Annotated in this window: 14 protein-coding genes; 5 read left to right on the top strand and 9 right to left on the bottom strand. The window is 71.6% G+C overall.

The genetic code is table 11. The annotated features are described in order from the left end of the window. The first annotated feature begins 36 nt into the window (after positions 1 to 36). Positions 37 to 1,053: a glycoside hydrolase family 11 protein gene (locus WMF34_RS20745; protein WP_437994300.1), complete on the top strand. Its 1,017-nt coding sequence runs from the start codon at positions 37 to 39 to the stop codon at positions 1,051 to 1,053. 87 nt (positions 1,054 to 1,140) lie between these two features. Here the strand turns inward: WMF34_RS20745 and WMF34_RS20740 are convergent, their stop codons facing one another. Beyond that, positions 1,141 to 1,941 (bottom strand): DeoR/GlpR family DNA-binding transcription regulator, encoded by an 801-nt coding sequence (locus WMF34_RS20740; RefSeq protein WP_437994299.1) that lies wholly within the window; start codon positions 1,939 to 1,941, stop codon positions 1,141 to 1,143. A gap of 190 nt (positions 1,942 to 2,131) precedes the next feature. Here WMF34_RS20740 and WMF34_RS20735 point away from each other — a divergent pair, with 190 nt between their 5' ends. Continuing rightward, positions 2,132 to 3,349, top strand: a complete 1,218-nt coding sequence (locus WMF34_RS20735) for an MFS transporter (protein ID WP_437994298.1) — start codon at positions 2,132 to 2,134, stop codon at positions 3,347 to 3,349. A gap of 65 nt (positions 3,350 to 3,414) precedes the next feature. Here the strand turns inward: WMF34_RS20735 and WMF34_RS20730 are convergent, their stop codons facing one another. Then, the gene (locus WMF34_RS20730; protein WP_012236632.1) at positions 3,415 to 4,044 is read right to left on the bottom strand and encodes a class I SAM-dependent methyltransferase; all 630 of its coding nucleotides are present in this window, start codon (positions 4,042 to 4,044) and stop codon (positions 3,415 to 3,417) included. A 133-nt stretch (positions 4,045 to 4,177) separates the two neighbouring features. On the opposite strand from WMF34_RS20730, the gene WMF34_RS20725 reads away from it, so the two are divergent. After that, on the top strand, positions 4,178 to 5,443 hold the full coding sequence (locus WMF34_RS20725; protein ID WP_437994297.1) for a sulfotransferase family protein: 1,266 nt from the start codon (positions 4,178 to 4,180) through the stop codon (positions 5,441 to 5,443). A gap of 30 nt (positions 5,444 to 5,473) precedes the next feature. Here WMF34_RS20725 and WMF34_RS20720 read toward each other — a convergent pair whose 3' ends face one another. Both WMF34_RS20720 and WMF34_RS20715 read right to left on the bottom strand, forming a co-directional pair. Next, a complete protein-coding gene (locus tag WMF34_RS20720) occupies positions 5,474 to 6,307 on the bottom strand; it encodes an alpha/beta fold hydrolase (protein WP_437994296.1) in 834 nt (277 codons plus the stop codon). A 428-nt stretch (positions 6,308 to 6,735) separates the two neighbouring features. Then, positions 6,736 to 9,060 carry an adenylate/guanylate cyclase domain-containing protein gene (locus WMF34_RS20715; protein WP_437994295.1) on the bottom strand — a complete coding sequence of 775 codons (2,325 nt, stop codon included), beginning with the start codon at positions 9,058 to 9,060 and terminating at the stop codon, positions 6,736 to 6,738. Positions 9,061 to 10,039: 979 nt separating this feature from the next. Between WMF34_RS20715 and WMF34_RS20710 the strand changes: the two genes are divergently transcribed. Then, positions 10,040 to 11,506 (top strand): protein kinase domain-containing protein, encoded by a 1,467-nt coding sequence (locus tag WMF34_RS20710; RefSeq protein WP_437994294.1) that lies wholly within the window; start codon positions 10,040 to 10,042, stop codon positions 11,504 to 11,506. A 68-nt stretch (positions 11,507 to 11,574) separates the two neighbouring features. Here WMF34_RS20710 and WMF34_RS20705 read toward each other — a convergent pair whose 3' ends face one another. Then, positions 11,575 to 12,423: a helix-turn-helix domain-containing protein gene (locus WMF34_RS20705; RefSeq protein ID WP_437994293.1), complete on the bottom strand. Its 849-nt coding sequence runs from the start codon at positions 12,421 to 12,423 to the stop codon at positions 11,575 to 11,577. Between the two features lie 191 nt (positions 12,424 to 12,614). On the opposite strand from WMF34_RS20705, the gene WMF34_RS20700 reads away from it, so the two are divergent. Further along, positions 12,615 to 13,013, top strand: coding sequence for a hypothetical protein (locus tag WMF34_RS20700; RefSeq protein ID WP_157906794.1), 399 nt, complete (start codon positions 12,615 to 12,617; stop codon positions 13,011 to 13,013). A gap of 6 nt (positions 13,014 to 13,019) precedes the next feature. Here WMF34_RS20700 and WMF34_RS20695 read toward each other — a convergent pair whose 3' ends face one another. The 4 genes from WMF34_RS20695 to WMF34_RS20680 all read right to left on the bottom strand — a co-directional run bounded on the left by WMF34_RS20695 (position 13,020) and on the right by WMF34_RS20680 (position 16,739). Continuing rightward, complete coding sequence (locus WMF34_RS20695) at positions 13,020 to 13,727, bottom strand: DUF4336 domain-containing protein (RefSeq protein WP_012236624.1); 708 nt, start codon at positions 13,725 to 13,727, stop codon at positions 13,020 to 13,022. 66 nt (positions 13,728 to 13,793) lie between these two features. Further along, a complete protein-coding gene (gene gstA, locus WMF34_RS20690; protein WP_437994653.1) occupies positions 13,794 to 14,399 on the bottom strand; it encodes a glutathione transferase GstA in 606 nt (201 codons plus the stop codon). A 41-nt stretch (positions 14,400 to 14,440) separates the two neighbouring features. Then, positions 14,441 to 15,196, bottom strand: coding sequence for a Uma2 family endonuclease (locus WMF34_RS20685; RefSeq protein ID WP_437994652.1), 756 nt, complete (start codon positions 15,194 to 15,196; stop codon positions 14,441 to 14,443). A gap of 274 nt (positions 15,197 to 15,470) precedes the next feature. Next, complete coding sequence (locus WMF34_RS20680; RefSeq protein WP_049876303.1) at positions 15,471 to 16,739, bottom strand: formylglycine-generating enzyme family protein; 1,269 nt, start codon at positions 16,737 to 16,739, stop codon at positions 15,471 to 15,473. Between the last annotated feature and the right edge of the window lie 164 nt (positions 16,740 to 16,903).

Below are 16,903 nucleotides of genomic sequence, written 5' to 3'. Positions count from 1 at the left end.
TTGATCCCCGTGTGCAACCCCTGGCATGCTCGAACGATGAAGATTCTCGCTCCGTCGCGTTGGTCGTTGGGTACCCTCGCCGCTTGCCTCGCTGCCGCGGCTTTCGCGGGCTGTTCCGGCTCCGAGGAAGGGAAGGACGACGGCGGGAGCGGCGGATCGATCGCGGGATCCACCGGCGCGAGCGGAGGCGGTGGTCAACCGGGCGCCGGGGGCGCGGACGCTACGTCCGGAGGCGTCACGGGGAGCGGCGGCGCGAGCAGCAGCAGCAGCAGCAGCGGGCTCCCTGGTGCGGGCGGAGCGACGGGTGGAGGTGGCTCCCCCGGCGACGGCGGCGGGTCCACCGGCGAAGGCGGGTCCACGGGCAGCGGCGCGAACACCTGCCCGCCGGCGACCCCCCTGACCGGAGGCAGGGAGTATTGCTCGAACAGCAAAGGCAATGCGGGCAATGGTTACGGTTATGAGCTCTGGGCGGAGGGAAGCGGGACGGGCTGCATGACCGTGCACGGCGTCGACGCCGCGTTCAGCGCGAAATGGAACAACGTCGAGGATTTCCTGGCGCGCGTCGGGCTCGACTTCAACCAGACCCGGAAGCACGCCCAGATCGGCACCTTCTCGGCGGAGTTCGCGCATACCAAGACGGAAGAGGACGGCGGCTTGACGTACATCGGTATCTACGGCTGGACCGTCAACCCGCTGCGCGAGTTCTACATCCTCGACGACTGGGGGAGCGTGAAGCCGGCAGGGTTTTCTTCCGACGGGACGCCGCGGGACGAGGTCGGCACGCTCACCGCCGACGGCGAGACCTACGACGTGTGGAAGAAGACCCGCGTGAACAAGCCGGCCATCACGGGTTCAAGCGAGACGTTCGATCAGTATTTCAGCATCCGGCGGACGGCTCGCACGTGCGGCACCATCTCCGTTTCCGAACACTTCACCAAGTGGGAAGCGCTCGGCCTCCCCCTGGGGAACCTGCACGAGGTCAAGCTGCTGATCGAGTCCCAGAACAACAGCGGGACGATCAACTTCACGACGGCGAAGGTCGTCGTGAAGTGAGCGGAGGCGTCCAGGCACCTCGAGCTCGACATGGCCAGCGCGAGCCTGCGCCTCCTGGAGTCACGGCAGGCTCTCTGACCCGCTGGTTCAGGCCGGCTCCGCCTCGAGGTCTTGCGTGACGGTGACGCCCGCGGCCCGGTAGGGCGCGAGCGCCTCCTGCGACACGCCGCGCTCGGTGAACAGCCATGTGAGCTCGCTCAGCGGCGCGACCACGTACGGCGACACGGTGCCCAGCTTGTCCGCGGTCACCAGCGCGACGACCTCGGCCGAGGCCTCCACCATCGCCCGCTTCACGTACGACTCGTCCAGATCCAGCGTGGTGACGCCGAACGTGGGATCGAGCGTGCACACCCCCAGGTAGCAGAGGTCCGCCCGGATCTGGCGCACCCCCGCGATGGTCACCCCGTCGGCGGCGGCCAGCGGATCCTTGCGCATGCGCCCGCCCAGCAGGACCACCTCCACCCGCGGGTGCTCCGAGAGCGCGATGGCGACAGGAGGGCTGTTGGTCACGACCGTCGCCTCGAGATCGCGCGGGAGGAGGCGCGCCACGGCCACGTTGGTCGTCCCGCTGTCGATGAACACGACCTGACCCCGCTTGATCAACGTCGCCGCGGCCCGCGCGAGCTCTTCCTTGGCCTTCGGCCGCTGCCGCTCGCGCGCAGGGAAGCTCGGGTTCACCCGCGAGACCGGCAGGCCGCCGCCGTGAACCCGCTGCAAGAGCCCCTCGTTCGCCATCTCGCGCAGATCGCGCCGGATCGTGTCCTCCGAGACGCCGAAGGCTCGGCTCAGCTCTGCCGCCACCACCTTCCCGTCACGTTCCAGTACCGCGAGAATATGCTGGCGCCGCTCGGCCACCATCAGGCCGGAGGTGTCTGCGTTGTTTTGCACGATTGTTCCTGTTTGTGCACGAAGTTGCTTGCTCCGGTCCGATCCGGCCCCATGATCTTTCCCTGATGTTCACGAAAATGCACGAACCTTCCGGGGAGCCTCCAACTTTCAACGCCGTCCTCCGGACGGCCTTCCCCGGGCCGCGGCTGTGCGCCAGCGGCTCGCCTGGTCCTGCGCGGGGGGTGCCGTGATGGGCGTCCCCCTCTCGCTCGTCGATGACGTCGCGCGCGCTCGGCGCGCCGTCTCGGTCATGTTCGTGGCGAACGGCATCGCCTTCGCGTCCTGGGCCGCGCGTGTCCCTGCGGTCCGCGAGCGGCTCGGGCTGCGCGACGGCTTGCTCGGCCTCGCCCTCCTCGGCCTCGCCTGCGGCGCGATGCTCGCCTTCCGCGCCGCCGGGCCGCTCGTCGCCCGCTTCGGGAGCCGGCGCGTCACCCGGGTCTCGGCCCTGCTCCTGTGCGCGGCGCTGCCCCTGCCCGCGCTCGCCCCTTCCTTCGCCGCGCTCGTCGCGGCCCTCCTGCTGCTCGGCGTGTGCAACGGCCTCATGGACGTCGCGATGAACGCGCAGGCCGTCGAGGTCGAGCGGCGCTCCGGTCGGCCCATCCTCGCCTCGGTCCACGGCATGTTCAGCCTCGGCGGGCTGATCGGGGCGGCCCTTGGCGCGCTCGCGGCCGACCGGGCGCTGTCGCCCGCGGCGCACCTCGTCGCCGTCGCCGCCGTCCTCGCCGCGGCCGTCACGCGCGAGGGCGGGGCGCTCTCGGCCGACGCGCGCCCTGAGCCCGCGACCGCGGCCGCCCCCGGGACCGCGCGCTCGACCGGGCTCCTCCTGCTCGGCCTCGTCGCGTTCTGCTCGTCCGTGGGTGAGGGCGCGATGGCCAACTGGTCGGCCGTCTACCTCCGCGACGAGCTCCACACCACCGCGGCCTTCGCGGCGACCGGCTACGCCGCGTTCTCGCTGGCGATGCTCCTCGGGCGGTTCTCCGGGGACGGGCTGACGCAGCGGTTCGGCGCGGATCGGGTCGTGCGCGCGGCCGGGGTCGTCGTCGCGGGCGGGCTCGGCGCGGCGCTGCTCGCCAACGCGCCCATCGCCATGCTGCTGGGGTTCGGGTGCGTGGGCGCCGGCCTGTCCGTCGTGGTGCCGCTGGTCTTTCGCGCCGGGGCGAGCGCCCCCGGCGTCGCGCCCGGCAAGGCGCTGGCGACGCTCGCCACCCTGTCGTACGGCGGCTTTCTCGTGGGCCCTCCGGCCATCGGCCTGATCTCCGATCACCTCACCTTGCGCGGCGGCCTCGCCCTCGTCGTGGCGCTGGCCCTCGTGATCGTCGCGCTGGGCCCGGCGGTCATCCGCGGGCCCGCGCCCCGCGCCCCCGCCGCCCGCACGCCCGCGCGCCCGCAGGTGATCAGGGCGCACTGACCGCGGGCACCCGCGCGTCTCCGCCCGCTCGGGGCGATGGAGTGCAAGCTGCTCGCGCCGAGGGCTCAGCGCTTGCGCCACACCGTCGCCAGCCACGGCTGCTGCTCGCGCGGCCGGCCCGCCGGTCGATAGTAGTGCTCGATCTCCTCGAACCCGGCGGTGGTCACGTGCTCCCGCCACCGCTCGAGCGACCAGGTACAACCGTACCGATCGCCCGACCACCCCTCCCGATCGTCGCCGCGCGGGTTCGAGCAGAAGAGGACGCCGCGCGGGCGGAGCGCGGCGTGGAGCTCGCGGAGCACGCGCGGCAGCTCCTTGCTCGGCACGTGGAACAGCGACGCGTTGGCGAATATCCCGTCAAAGCGCCCGGCCTCGAGGTCGAGGCGCAGGAAGTCCTGGTGGAGCACCTCGCAGCCCGCGTGTCGCCGCGCCATGTCGACGAACCGCGCGGACCCGTCGAGGCCGACGGGGGTGTGCCCCGCGGCCCGGAACGCCGCGAGATCGCGCCCGGGGCCACAGCCGAGATCGAGGATCGTGAACGGGCCTGCCCCCTCCAGGGCCGCGAGCAGCGCGGCGCGGTTCTGCGAGACGTCGTGATCGCGCGTGCCCTCCCAGAACGACAGGGCGTGATCGTCGTAGTGAGCCAGGGTCCTCTCGGTGAGCGCGGAGTGCCGGGGGGCGCTGTCGTCATGCATGGCGGCAGTGTGGGCCGGGAGCGCCCCGCCGAAAAGGACGGCGAGGCGCTCGTGGCGCGGCCGCCGCCCGGCCCGCGCGCGCCCGCTCGGCGCTATCCCTCCGTGCGGCGCGCGCCTATCCTGAGGCCGGCGCATGCACGGACCCACCCGATCGACCCCTCATCCGTACGGCGTGTCGATGCCGTTCCGCGCGCTCAACGCGGTCGGCGCGCGGATGGGGCGCTCGGCGCTGCGTGCGCTCGCCCCCCTGGACGTCGACGTCCTGTCCGAGCGCGCCCGGCGGCGCACGGGGCTGACCGATCCCGGCGAGGGCTGGTTCTGGGAGGGGCTGCGGGTGCTCTCTGCCTCGCTCGAGGACGAGGCCGATCTGGCCCTGCTCGGGAGGCTCGGCTTCGGCGACGAGATCGAGCGGCAGATCGCGAATCGCCTGCTGCTGCGGGAGGACGTGCGGCGCGAGCCGCGGATCGCCGAGCAGCGCACGCCGCGCCCGGTGTTCATCGTCGGCTATCCGCGGACCGGCACGACGCTGCTGCACAACCTGATGATCCTGCACCCGGACGCGCACGCGCCGCGCTTCTGGCGGCTCCAGGCGCCGTCGCCGCCGGTCCGCCCCGAGGACGAGGCGCGCGACCCCCGGCGCGCGGCGGCGAGGCGCCGCGTCCGCTTCGCGCACGCCGTCTGTCCGATCTTTGCCACCATCCACGAGCTTTCCGCGGACGGCCCGGAAGAGTGCGTGTTCCTGATGCAGAACACCCTTCTTCCCTGTGTCCGCGCCGAGACGCCGTCGTACCGGAGGTGGGCGCTCGCGCAGGACCTCGTCCCGGACTACCAGCATCACCGCCGCCAGCTGCAGGTGTTGCAATGGGGGCGCCCCGAGGGGCGCTGGGTGCTCAAGTCTCCCTTTCACCTGCCGTCGATCGCCGCGCTCCTGCAGGTGTATCCGGACGCGTGCGTCGTGATGACGCACCGCGATCCGCTCCGGGTCGTCCCGTCGTTCTGCAGCCTCGTCGCGGCCGCGCGCGCGATGCACCAGCGGCGGGTCGATCCGCGCGCGGTCGGCCCGGGGGCGCTCGAGCTGCTCGGCGCCATGATGGACCGCTTCCTCGAGGCCCGCGCGCGGCTCGACCCGGCGCGGTTCTTCGACGCGAGCTACGAGGAGCTGACCGCGGATCCCGCCGGGCTGGTGCGGCGCATCCACGAGCGCTTCGGCCTCGGGTTCGACGGCGCTGTCGCCGCGCGGATCGAGGGGTGGATGCGCGAGCACCCGCAGCACCGCTGTGGGGTCCATCGCTACGCCCTCGACGAGTTCGGGCTCACCGAGCGGGAGGTGCTGGACCGGTTCGGGGGTTACCTGGAGCGGTTCGGCGAGCTCGCCGCGGGGAAGCGGGGGCGGAGCTGAGCCGGAGAGCGGGAGCGCCGTATTCCGGGCTCAGGCGGCGTCCAGCCATGCCTCGAGCTCGGCGGCGAACGCCGCCGGCGCGTCGAGCATCAGCCAGTGGCTGGTCTCCGGCAGCACGACCGCGGTGAGCGCGGGCCTCAGCGCGTGCAGGCTTTGCGGCCATGCGTTCGAGGGGGCGACGATGGCGTGGGCGCGGGCGCCCGGGGCGGCGAGGTAGCGGTCCAGCGCGTTCACCGCCTCGAACTCCAGCAAATGCCGGGACATGCCGAGAATCCGGTCGTGCGGCGTGGCGGCGACGCGCGCCAGCACCGTCTCCCGGGTCGCGGGCGTGCTGCTCGCGAGCGCCTCGTTGAAGGCGGCAAAGGCGGTGTCGCGCCAGCCGTCCGCCGCGAGGGCGGCGAGGTAGGGCGGGAAGTGCTGCGCCTGGACCTCCGCCGGGATCTGCGTGAAATCCCGGGGCGGGTCAGCGAGCAGGAGGCGCGCGACCCGCTCCGGATGGTCGGCCGCGACGGCGAGCGCCACGAGCGCGCCGTAGCTGTGGCCGACGAGCGCCACGCGGGGGAGCGCCAGGGCGTCGAGGACCGCGAGCACGTCGGCCGCGCACGCGGAGGGAGCGTAGTCCGCGTCGGGCGGGGGCTCCGACGCGCCGTGCCCCCGGAGATCGATGGCCACCGCGCGCCGCCGGCCGGCGACGTGCGCGAGCGGCGCCTCCCAGAAGCCGGCGTGGCCGACCATGCCGTGCACGAGCACGACCGGCGGCGCCTCGCGCGAGGAACCGGCGCCTGCGTCAGGGCGAGGGACGGCGGCTGGATGATCGACGACGTGGAGCGCGCCCGCAGGGCCCGCGATGGTCAGGGAAGGCATGGGCGACTGCTACCTCGGTGTGTGGCTGCGTGAAGGAGCCGTGTTGCGCTGCGACGGCGGAGCGTAGGCGAGGTGCCTGTTCGAAGCAAAGGTGCTCGCCCAGGAGCGCGTCGGCGTGGGCTACACGCGGGTCGATGTCCTCGGAGCCGAGGACAATCGGTCGCTGAGTCGATAAGGCCCCTTCAGGCGCACGTGCTCGAGGTGAACGACATGCCTGTTGACGAACGGGCTCCCGCGGCGCGCCCCGGAGATCGCCTTCTCGCTCTTTTCCACGAGACCCTGAGTCGGCCCGCCGCCCGCTCCACGGCACCGGGGGAGGGCTCGAGTTCGTCCCAGGTCCCACGCGACGGACACCCTCTCCGGGGGCCGGGCGGCTTGGCGGCGCCCTATCCACCCGGACGCGAGCGTGCCTGTACGGCGGCGAGCCGCTACGCCTCGGCGCGGTGCAGCTTCTGAACGAACGCCGCGAGCCCCGGCGGCGACGACGTGAAGTGGATGCGGACGACGTCCTCGGCGCGCGCGTCGAGCTCGATCACCTTCGCGTGCAGCTCGCCGCCGAGCTGCTCGGCGAGCGCGCCGGACGGGTGGATCTGGAGGTTCGTGAAGGGCGCGGGCCGGGGATGGAGCCGCAGCACGGCGCCGAAGGGCGAGAGCCCGAGGATGAACGCGGACTGCGGCTCGCCCTCGACCCGCTTGCCCGCGAGGCGCGCGCACACGACCGGCAGCGGCGATGAGAGCGAGAGGATCTCGACCCGCCGCTCGGGCAGGTAGAGCCGCTCGGGGTTGTCGAGGCCCAGGACCTCGTGGACCAGCACGCGGTTCGAGAACCCCTTGACGGCCAGCGCGTGGCTCTGGCCGAGCAGGAGCCCCGTGCCGGCGGCGCGGCGCGTTGTGTCCGCGATCAGGATCTGGCGGCCCACCGTGCACGACTCGATGCGGGACGTCAGGTTCACCTGCGCGCCGACAACGCCGTATTTCGTGCGCGCCTCGGAGCCGATGTTGCCGACGACGACCGGGCCCGTGTTGAGCGCGATGCCCATCTGCAGCGTCGGCAGGCCCTCGGCGCTGTTCTTCTCGTTCACCGCGTCCATCGCGATCTGCATCTCCAGCGCGCAGGCGACCGCGCGGCGGGTGTCGTCGCCCGCCGGGAACGGGGCGCCGAAGAGCGCGAGGATCGCGTCGCCGATGAACTCGATGATCGTGCCGCCGCGCGCGACGATGATGCGCGCCATCTCGCCGAGGTAGCCGTTCAGGAGCCGCATGACGACGTCGGGCGGCATGCTCTCGGTCATCGTCGTGAAGCTGCGGAGGTCCGTCATCATGATGGTCACCTCCCGCTCCTCGCCGCCGAGGAGCTGGGCCTCGGGCGAGGAGAGCAGGCGGTTCACCACGTCGTCGCTCAGGTAGCGGCCGAACGTCTTGCGGATGAACTCGCTCTTGACCGACAGCTCCGCCGCGAGCTGCGAGAGCTGCTCGCGCGAGCGCTTCAGCGTGAGCTGCGTGTCGAGCCGCCCCAGCAGGATGTCGAAGTCGATCGGCTTCGTCACATGGTCGTTGGCGCCGAGCTTGAGCGACTCGACGACGTCCTCGCTCGCGCCGCGCGTGGTCACCATGATCACCGGGAGCTCGGCCTGCGACCGGCTCTGGCGCAGCGCGGAGAGCACGCCGAGGCCGCTGATGCCGGGCATGTTCACGTCGAGCAGCACGGCGTCGAAGCGCTCGCGCGCGGCGAGCCCGAGCGCGCGAGGTCCGTCCTCGGCGGAAGCGGTGCGGTAGCCGTTGTTCTGGAGCACCCGGCAGAGGACGTCGCGGTTGCCTCGGCTGTCGTCGACCACGAGGATGGTGCCGCGCCCGCTGCCCTCGATCTCGGCGTGGACCGCGGGCTCCTCGTGCGGGGAGGGGATGCTGACCTTCACGCTCGAGGGCGCGTCCTCGTCGCCGTTCTCCATCGCCTGCACGATGGTGAGCAGCTTGCGCGACGCGAGCTCGATGTTGCGGATGTCCTCGATGTGCTGCGGCGCGACCTTGCCCTGCAGCGACGCCACGAGCAGGCGCGTGTAGCCGAGGATCTGGTTGATGGGCGTGTACGGGTCGTGGCCCCCGCCGTGCGGCTCGTGGAGCCGCTGCGGCTCGCGCCCCGCGGTCGACCGGGCCGACGGCGCGGGCTGATGCGCGGCGGGCAGCCCGCCGGTCGCCGTGCGCCTTGCCGGCGACGACGCCGGCGCGTGGCCACGGCCGGCGTCGTCGTGGCGCGACCCCTCCGGGACGCGCGAGCTCGGCGGCTCGGGCGGCTGGGTCGCGGGCGCCGCGGCGGCGCCATCGGGCGGGTCCCACCTGTCGAACGGATCCTGCAAGGTGTAGCCGCTGCGCGCCGCGGCCGCGGCCGCGGCGGTCGGCCGCTCTCGCCAGCCGCGCGCCTCCTGCGACGCATAGGCGCCGTGCGGAGAGAGCGGGACGCTCGGCCGATCTCGCCGCACGCGCGCGTCGGCCGGGAAGTGGCTGCCGCGCGCCGGCGGCGGCGCGTGCTGCTGAGGAGGCGGGAGGGTGCTGCCCCCGCGGTTCGATGCGGGCGCCGGCGGCAGGGCGCTGCCGTTGCCGGCGCTGTTGCGCGTCGGAGGCGGCGCTGACGGCAGGGAGGTGCTGCTGCTGGCGCTGGCGCGCGACGGGATCGTCTCCGGCGGGGTCCCTCGCGACGGCACGGGGCTGACCGTTGCCTTTTTGTGCGCGTCCTTGTCGGAGGGGGATCGGCTCATGGTTCCGGCGATTCTACGCCTGCGCGCGTAGACGCAACCATGGATGACACCCGCGCTTCATTTTTTATCGCACCCCTACGCCTCAGCTTCAGCCTCGGCGCGGGTGGATTTCCTCCGCCGGCGTACGCGCGAGCTCCGCGGGTGTCCAGGCCGTCCTCGGCTGGGTGAACTCTTTCAGTGAGCCGGCATCCAGAAGACGAGAGGCTTCAATCCTCCTCTGGAAGACAACCCGCCTGTCGCGGCGCGTGATCCGAGGAAGCGCGGGCGCGCCGCGCGGGTGGAGCTCTGGACAGGCCCGCCCTCCGATGTCGGACGATGCCGACACCCCAATGGGTCTCGCCCCGTCCTCGTGACTCCCGCGCTGGATGAAGACACGAGCCCCGTCCTCCGCGCTGCCCGGACGGTGGTTGTGGAGGTAAAATGAAAGACTTTTTTCGAAGTCAAGAGGTGATGAGCCCTCGCGCGCCCCGGGGGGGACTCATCTGGCGTCGCGAGGTGAGCCCATGGATGAAATCGCAGCGGATCGCGCGCCATGGCCGTACGACAGGCACGCTTGTTCCCGGGCTCCCCACCTGATCATCAGGTGGCCTACCTTCAACTCCGTTGTTCGGCGTCACCGCTCGCGGCGACGGGTGCTTTCGACCGGCCGGACGAACCTGGCGCTCGGCATGCGCTCATGCGCCGACACCGGCGCACGGTGGATGTCCGTCCACGTGGCCGTATCGCACAGGAGTGCTCCGTGGCCCCTGCGCTCCTGGGGGATGTAAGAGACGGGTTGGCTTCAATGTGCGCGGGTACGCGACACACGCGCAGACGTAACCGACGTGACTGACGTGACCGACGTGGCGGAGAGCACTTTGTTTCTCTTGCAGAGGTAATGAAGGCGTCGTAGTGATCTATTTACGCCATTCGGGCGAGTCTTCGGCTGGAGCTGACGGAACCACCGGCTCGGGCCTGTGCGAGAAGGAGTAGCAGAGGTATGCCCCTGCACACCGGACAGATGGTGACGCCTTCGCTGAGGCTCGTGCGCATCCTCCGGCGCGGCGGGATGGGGAGCATCTGGGTTGCGGATCGGCTTCCGCTGAAGGCTCAGGTGGCCGTGAAGTTCATGTCGCCCGAGTACGCGGATGACGCGGGCTACGTCGAGCGGTTCCGGCGAGAGGCGGTCGCTGCGGCGCAGATCACGAGCCCGCACGTCGCGCAGGTCCTCGATCACGGCTTGACGGCGGAGGGCATGCCGTACATCGCGATGGAGCTCCTCCGCGGCGACGACCTGAGGACCCGTATCAGCCGCCAGGGCCGGCTGCCGCTCGGCGAGGTGGCGCGTATCGTGACGCAGACGGCCAAGGCGCTCGGGCAGGCGCACCGCCTCGGCATCGTCCACCGCGACATCAAGCCGGACAACCTGTTCCTGACCCAGGTGGACGGGGAGACCTTCGTCAAGGTGCTTGACTTCGGTATCGCCAGGCGGGTCCGGGACCTGCGGGTCACCTCGACGGGGAACGTGGTTGGGACGCCGCTGTACATGAGCCCGGAGCAGCTCGTCAGCCCGAGGGATCTCGATTTCCGTGCGGATCTCTGGTCGCTCGGCGTCGTCGCCTACCACGCGATGACGGGGCGGACCCCGTTCTCCGGAGAGACGCTCGCGGCGCTCACGCTCGCCGTGCACAGGGGGCGGTTCACGCCCCCCAGCGCGCACCGGATCGACGTGCCGGCCGCCGTCGACGAATGGATGGCGAGGGCCCTGCAGCAGGATCCGAGCGCGCGCTTCGGGTCGGCGAAGGAGATGGCAGAAGCGCTGGAGCGTGCGCTGTCGTCACGCAAGTGGGGCACCGAGACGCCGGCTCCGGCGGCCGGGGACGCGGCCGCGGAGAGCATGGTCGAGGCGCCGCCCGTGAGCTCGCAGGACGGCGTGGTCACCCGGCGCAACCCTGTCATGACGTCCCCGTCGATACCGGTCGTGGAGGCGGATCTCTGCGAGGACGACGGCGGCGATGGCACGACGGCGGTCCTGGGCGCGGCGTCGAGCCGCAAGAAGCGCAAGCGGCCTTCCGCGCGGATCGCGGCGGCCGCCGCGATCGGCGCCGTGCTGGCCGGCGCCAGCCTGTTCTTCGGCGTCCGGCTCGCCGCGCCCGCCGACGACAGCGCCGCGCTCGCCGCCGTCGCCCCCCGCGTCGGGCTGGCGAGCTCGACCGAGTCGACGCTCCTCGCCAGCGTCGTGGAGGCACCCCGGCCGCTGCTCGCGCCGGAGCTCCAGGAGCCGGTCCAGGCCGCTGCGCAGCCCGAGAGCGCGCCCACCAGCGAGGCCTCGCGGTCGACCTCGAAGAAGAAGCCCTCCGTACGCCCCACGCGATCCCCCGGGCGGACCAAGACCATTCCGTCCACTGGGCGGCAGACCCGACGCATCAAGCCTTTTCCCCGCAACGACATCGCGATGCACCGGTAGCGCTCCCGGCGCTGCTCAGGGGAGCGCGGGCCGTGCACGGCCCGTCGACGCGTGCGCTGCGCGCGCCCTCAGAGCGGGATCCGATGGGATTCCTCGGCGGAGCGCCCTTGTCCTCGGCGTCGCGCCGTCGCGCGCAGCGCCTCCGCGGTCGCCTGGTCTGCGGGGAAGAACGACTCGACCGCGAGCTCGGACAGGGTGACGTCGATCGGCGTGCCGAAGACCATCGTCGTGCTGAGGAAGCTCAGGATACCGTCCTCCGTCATGAGCCGGAGCGGCACCGCGACGGCGACCGGGTCAAGCTCGCGGGCGGGCTCAGGGCGCCTCGATCCCTCCTGCGATGGATAGCGGATGAGCTCCTCGAAGAGCGTCACGAGGGCGGGATCGGAGCTCACGTCGATCTGACGGCGCAGGCGGGCGAGGAGGTGCGCGCGCCACTCGGGTGAGTTCTCGATGCGCGGCGCGAGGCCGCCTGGGTGCAGGCTCAGGCGCAGCACGTTGATCGGGGGCTGGAGGAGGGCGGCGTCGGCGCCAACCAGCAATGGGCCGATCGCGCCGTTCGCGGCGACGAGGGTCCAGTGCCGATCGATGGCGACCGCCGGATAGGGCTCGTGGCCGGCGAGCACCAGATCGACCGCCCTGCGCGCCGCCGCGAGCGCCGGATCGCCGAGGCTGCGCTCCGGATAGAGCGGCGCGTACCCCGCCGCCACGAGGAGCTGGTTGCGGTCGCGCAAGGGCACATCGAGGCGCTCGGCCAGGTGGATCACCATCTCGCGGCTCGGCTGCGCGCGACCGGTCTCGAGGAAGCTCAGGTGGCGTGTCGAGATGTCGGCCTCGCAGGCGAGGTCGAGCTGGCTCATTCGACGGCGCTGGCGCCACGCGCGCAGGAGACCCCCGATGGGCGGGTGTGAGCTCGTCATCGCGCGTCGACCCTAGCACGCCGGAAAATGACGCCCATTACCTGGGAGGTAATCGATCCCATGCCGAGGGCGCCCCAAGGTGAGCGGTGGCGGGGCGCTGCGGACACCCGGCGCGCCACGCGCGTCCGATGTCGAGCGGTCCCGCCCACCGAGGGGCGATGAGCCCCCGACCGCAACGAAAGGAGCCCACCATGTCGTTCGTGATCTCTCCTCACTTCCTGCGCCGCGCCCTCCTCGCCGACGCGGCCCTCAGCGGCGCTACAGGCCTCCTCATGCTCGCCGCCGCGGCGCCCCTCACCGGCCTGACCGGCCTCCCCGAGGCGCTGTTCCGCTGGGCTGGCGCGAGCCTTCTCCCGTTCGCGGCGCTCGTCGCGTGGCTCGGCACGCGCGAGCGACCGGCGCGGGGGGCCGTCGTCGCCGTCGTCGTCGCGAACGCGCTCTGGGTCGTCGACAGCGTGCTCCTCCTCGCGCTCGGCTGGTTCGAGCCGACGGCGGTAGGCCATGCGTTCGTCGCGGCGCAGGCGCTCGCCGTCGCGCTCTTCGCGGAGGCGCAGGTCATCGGGCTGCGCCGCGCGCAGGCGGCCGCCTGAGAGCCCTCATCTCGCCGGCAGGAGCCGGCCAGCCCCGGCGCCGATCCACGCGAGCGCGCGGCGCGTCCGGTCCTTCGCCTCGCCTTCGATGACGTCGCCGTGGGCGACGACGACGCGCTCGAACTCCCACGCGAGGACGTCGGCGACGCTGCGCGCCGCCGCGACGCGGTCCCTCATGAGCACGCGCCACACGTGGTCCTGGGCGGTCTTCCTCCACACGCCGCCCACCCAGAGGAAGACCTTCATGGCGAAGCTGCGGGCCTCGTGCACGTTGAACAGGAGATCCGTCACGATGAGCGTCCGCGACCGCGCGTGCAGGAACACGTGCTCCGCGATGTACGGCACGCCCTCGACGAGGCGTACGTCGAGATCGTCGCCGATCTCCGGCGCCACGCCGGATCGGGGCAGCGGGGTGAAGCGGAGGCCGGAGAGCTTCTTCTCGAGCCCGGGCGCCCCGAGCACGCTCGCGCGCGGCCAGCGCTCGGTCGCGGCCCTCAGGAAGACGTGGTGGAGGCAGCTCGGGGCGACGAGGGCGCGCACCTCGCCGAGCGCGTCGATCTCCCGGGCGGTGTCGTCATCGAACGCCAGCGGCGAGTGGATGACCATCCCGCCGTCGGCCCGCCTCACGACCGTCGCGCGCGCCGGCAGATCGCCGAACGGCAGCCGGAAGTCCCTCTCGTAGGCCCACACCTCGTCGGCGATCGCCCGCAGCATGTCGTCATGCAAAGCCGCGCGAGATCGTGGTGTCAAGGCGCGTATCCCCAGGGACTCGAAGCAGGCTTACCGCCTCCGCTCGGCCTCGATGGCGGCCTGCACCGCAGGGCGCGCGCCGACGCGCTCCCTGTAGCGGCCGAGGACGGGCCATCCGCCGAGATCGACGCCCGCGAACTTCGTCCACGTCGTCACGGTATAGAGGTACGCGTCCGCCACCGTGAACCGCTCGCCGAGGAGGTACGTCGCGCCCTCGAGGCGGTGCGCCACGTGGGCGAAGCGCCGGCCGAGGAGCGCCCGCGCCGCGTTCTTCTGCTCGTCCGGCACCCGCGGTTTGAAGAGCGGCGAGAACTGCTTGTGCAGCTCGGTGCTGATGAAGCTCAGCCACTCCTGCAGCCGATAGCGGTCCAGGGTGCCGGCCGGGGGCGCGAGCCCGGACTCGGGCCTCCGATCGGCGATGTACTGGACGATCACCGGCCCCTCGGTGAGCACCTCGCCGCCCTCGATCTCGAGCGCGGGCACGTATCCCTTGGGGTTGATCAAGGTGAAGTCGGCGCCCGACCGGGTCTTCTTCGTGCCGAGGTGGACCTGCTCGAGCTCGAACTGGAGGCCGGCCTCGCGCAGCGCGATGTGCGGAGAGAGCGAGCAGGCGCCAGGGCTGAAATAGAGCTTCATCATGCGCTTCAGAAGAGCGAGAGGAGCGCGGGCGCCGATCGCTACTTCAGCGTGTCGGGATCGACGCCGAGCTCCCGGAGCCTCGCTGCCAGCCGCATTGCCTGCTGCTCGGCGGACTCGGCGCGCTGCTTGGCGGACTCGGCGCGCTGCTCGGCGGACTCGGCGCGCTGCTCAGCGGACTCGGCCCGTTCCGCGAGCTCCTTGCCTGCAGGCACGAGCTCTCCCTCGGGGGTGAAGAAGCGGAGCTGTCCCTCCTCGACGCCAAGGAAGAGCTCGAGCTGAGCGCTCCAGAGGCGTCCGGAAGCATCGGGGGAGAGCGGCTCGTACTGCCCGTCGACGAGGTGGAAGCCCGAGAGATCGAGCGTGTCTGGATGGAACCAGAAGTAGTCCGGCGTCCGGAAGACGTCCTGGTAAATCTGCTTCTTGAGGCCGCGATCGGTGCCCTCGGTGCTCTCCGAGAGCACCTCCACGATCACGTTCGGGTACCGGCCGTCTTCTTCCCAGACGACCCAGCTCTTGCGTGGCCTCCGATCGGTGCCGAGCACGACGAAGAAATCCGGGCCCCGGAACTGCTCGGTCGTGAGCTGCCTGGGGCTGAAGTAGATGGTCAGGTTCCCCGCGGCGAAGAAGTCGGCCCGGTCCTTCCAGAAGAGCTCCAGGCTCTCGAGCAGCAGGATCATCTGGACGAGGTGCTGGTAGCTCTCCATCGGAGGCTCGCTGCTGTACAGATCGCCCGGCGGAGCGACGACGCTCGGGTCGACGATCTCCGCCGGCATCGCGAAGGCGAGGGACGTCATGTCGGAAGCCTGCCGGAGGATCCACCTCGCAGCAAGGTCCGCGGCGCACGTCGCCGCGTCCGCGTAGCCGCTCGACAGCTTGCGGATCCCGGGTGCGCTCATTTCGAAATCCACCCTTCTGTGGCGTCCCCGCCACAGGGTGCCTCGTGTTCGTCCTGCCCGGCCAGCGCAGCGTCCGTCGCTGCCGCACGTCGGCGCGTGGTGGCACCGCGCGCTCGAGCTCAGCTCGCTCGCGTCCGGTCGCGCGAGGGCCGCCCTCGGCGACGGCTCGGCGCTACGGCGTGCGCGCGCAGCGCACGCCGACGCCGTAGTCGCCGCGATAGTTCGCCGGATCGTAGGAGACCGCCGAGCGATTCGACGACAGGAGATACGGCATCAACCCCGTGTGGAAGCCGCCGCCGGGCAGCACCCGGTTCGTGGCGCCGGTCAGGTTCGCGCAGTCCTCGCAGGGGCTCACGTAGTTCGCGTAGACGTCGAGGTTCCACTCCCACACGCTGCCCGAGAGATCCCACTGTCCAAAGCGCCCGACGCCGAGCGGCGTGCTACCGACGTCCGGCACGTTCACGACGCCCGTACACGTGCCTCGCCTGCCGCTCGGATAGTAGCAATCGTAGATCGCATACTGGTTGCCAGAGCCGGGATCCATCGAGCCCCAGGGGTACATGCGCTGCTCGTCTCCACCGGCGGTCGCGTATTTCCATTCGGCCTCGGTCGGCAGAAAGCCGCCGTCCCAGATGCAGAAGGCGTGGGCCTCGTACCAGTTCATGAACGTGAGCGGCAGCATCTCGTTGTCGCCGGCGTTCGCCGTCCAGGTGCCGTACACGGTGGGGGTCAGGTTCTTGGTCCACGTGGCGGCCGCGCCCGGGCCCCTCGGAATGTACCTGTCCCAGCTCGAGTTCCACCCGGACTCGAAGCTTCCGCGCTTCGCGCTATCGGCCACGCCCTGGCCGTCGTTCAAATGCGTGTGTTTGCCGCTGCCCGCCGCGGGCGGGGAGCCGCCGGCGACCAGGTAATCGACGTACTGCCGGAAGCGGCCCACGGTCATCTCGTACTTGTCCAGGCGAAATGAGCTCACCGTCGCGGGATCCCTCGTGTTGGTCGCTCCGCTGCCGTTGTTGCTGTACGTTCGATAGAACGTGCCGCCCGTGACCAGCAGGCTCGTGCAGCAGCTCTCGTTGCCGTCCGGGCCGCATGTCGAGAGCCCAGGTCCGCCGGGCGCGCAGCTCGGCGGCTCGTCGACGCTCGCGCTGCCGCCGGATCCACCGCTCCCACCGCTCCCGGCCGAGACCGAGGCCGAGCCGCTGCCTTGACCGCTCGTGCTGTTGCCGCCGCCGGACGCGCCCGCGCCTCCGCCGCTGCTGCTGTTCGTGGTACCGCCGCTGCTCGTGGCGCCCCCGCTGCTCGTGGCGCCCCCGCCGCCCGCGTCACCCGAACTCGAGCTATCGGCGCCACCGCTGCCACACGCCGCAGCGCCGAGCGCGAGCGCGGCGCACCACGCAACATGCCGCAGCTGCCCGCGTTCACGGAGCGCGGCGGCTTCCACGCAGGAAGCCAGTGCGTGCGCCGTGCCGCGAGCCGCCGCATTGCATCGGAGCTGCGTTGTCTGTCGCCTGCGGGCCATGCGTGGAAAGTACTCCACGCGAGCTATCGTGTCTCCACAGAAATCGGAGACAGCGACGCTCAGGAAGTGTTGTTGTAAATTTGCTC

It is taken from the genome of Sorangium sp. So ce145 (assembly GCF_051525985.1).
Classification (GTDB): domain Bacteria; phylum Myxococcota_A; class Polyangia; order Polyangiales; family Polyangiaceae; genus Sorangium; species Sorangium cellulosum_B.
Note: the sequence above shows the minus strand (reverse complement) of the source record. Positions and strands in the feature narration are given on the sequence as shown.

What these genes read in the sequence shown, in the direction of transcription:
- WMF34_RS20745 (WP_437994300.1), top strand. Translation starts at nt 37, where the DNA reads ATGAAGATTCTCGCTCCGTCGCGTTGGTCGTTGGGTACCCTCGCCGCT.
- WMF34_RS20735 (WP_437994298.1), top strand. Translation starts at nt 2,132, where the DNA reads ATGGGCGTCCCCCTCTCGCTCGTCGATGACGTCGCGCGCGCTCGGCGC.
- WMF34_RS20730 (WP_012236632.1), bottom strand. Translation starts at nt 4,044, where the DNA reads ATGCATGACGACAGCGCCCCCCGGCACTCCGCGCTCACCGAGAGGACC.
- WMF34_RS20725 (WP_437994297.1), top strand. Translation starts at nt 4,178, where the DNA reads ATGCACGGACCCACCCGATCGACCCCTCATCCGTACGGCGTGTCGATG.
- WMF34_RS20720 (WP_437994296.1), bottom strand. Translation starts at nt 6,307, where the DNA reads ATGCCTTCCCTGACCATCGCGGGCCCTGCGGGCGCGCTCCACGTCGTC.
- WMF34_RS20715 (WP_437994295.1), bottom strand. Translation starts at nt 9,060, where the DNA reads ATGAGCCGATCCCCCTCCGACAAGGACGCGCACAAAAAGGCAACGGTC.
- WMF34_RS20710 (WP_437994294.1), top strand. Translation starts at nt 10,040, where the DNA reads ATGCCCCTGCACACCGGACAGATGGTGACGCCTTCGCTGAGGCTCGTG.
- WMF34_RS20705 (WP_437994293.1), bottom strand. Translation starts at nt 12,423, where the DNA reads ATGACGAGCTCACACCCGCCCATCGGGGGTCTCCTGCGCGCGTGGCGC.
- WMF34_RS20700 (WP_157906794.1), top strand. Translation starts at nt 12,615, where the DNA reads ATGTCGTTCGTGATCTCTCCTCACTTCCTGCGCCGCGCCCTCCTCGCC.
- WMF34_RS20695 (WP_012236624.1), bottom strand. Translation starts at nt 13,727, where the DNA reads ATGCTGCGGGCGATCGCCGACGAGGTGTGGGCCTACGAGAGGGACTTC.
- gstA (WP_437994653.1), bottom strand. Translation starts at nt 14,399, where the DNA reads ATGAAGCTCTATTTCAGCCCTGGCGCCTGCTCGCTCTCTCCGCACATC.
- WMF34_RS20685 (WP_437994652.1), bottom strand. Translation starts at nt 15,196, where the DNA reads ATGACGTCCCTCGCCTTCGCGATGCCGGCGGAGATCGTCGACCCGAGC.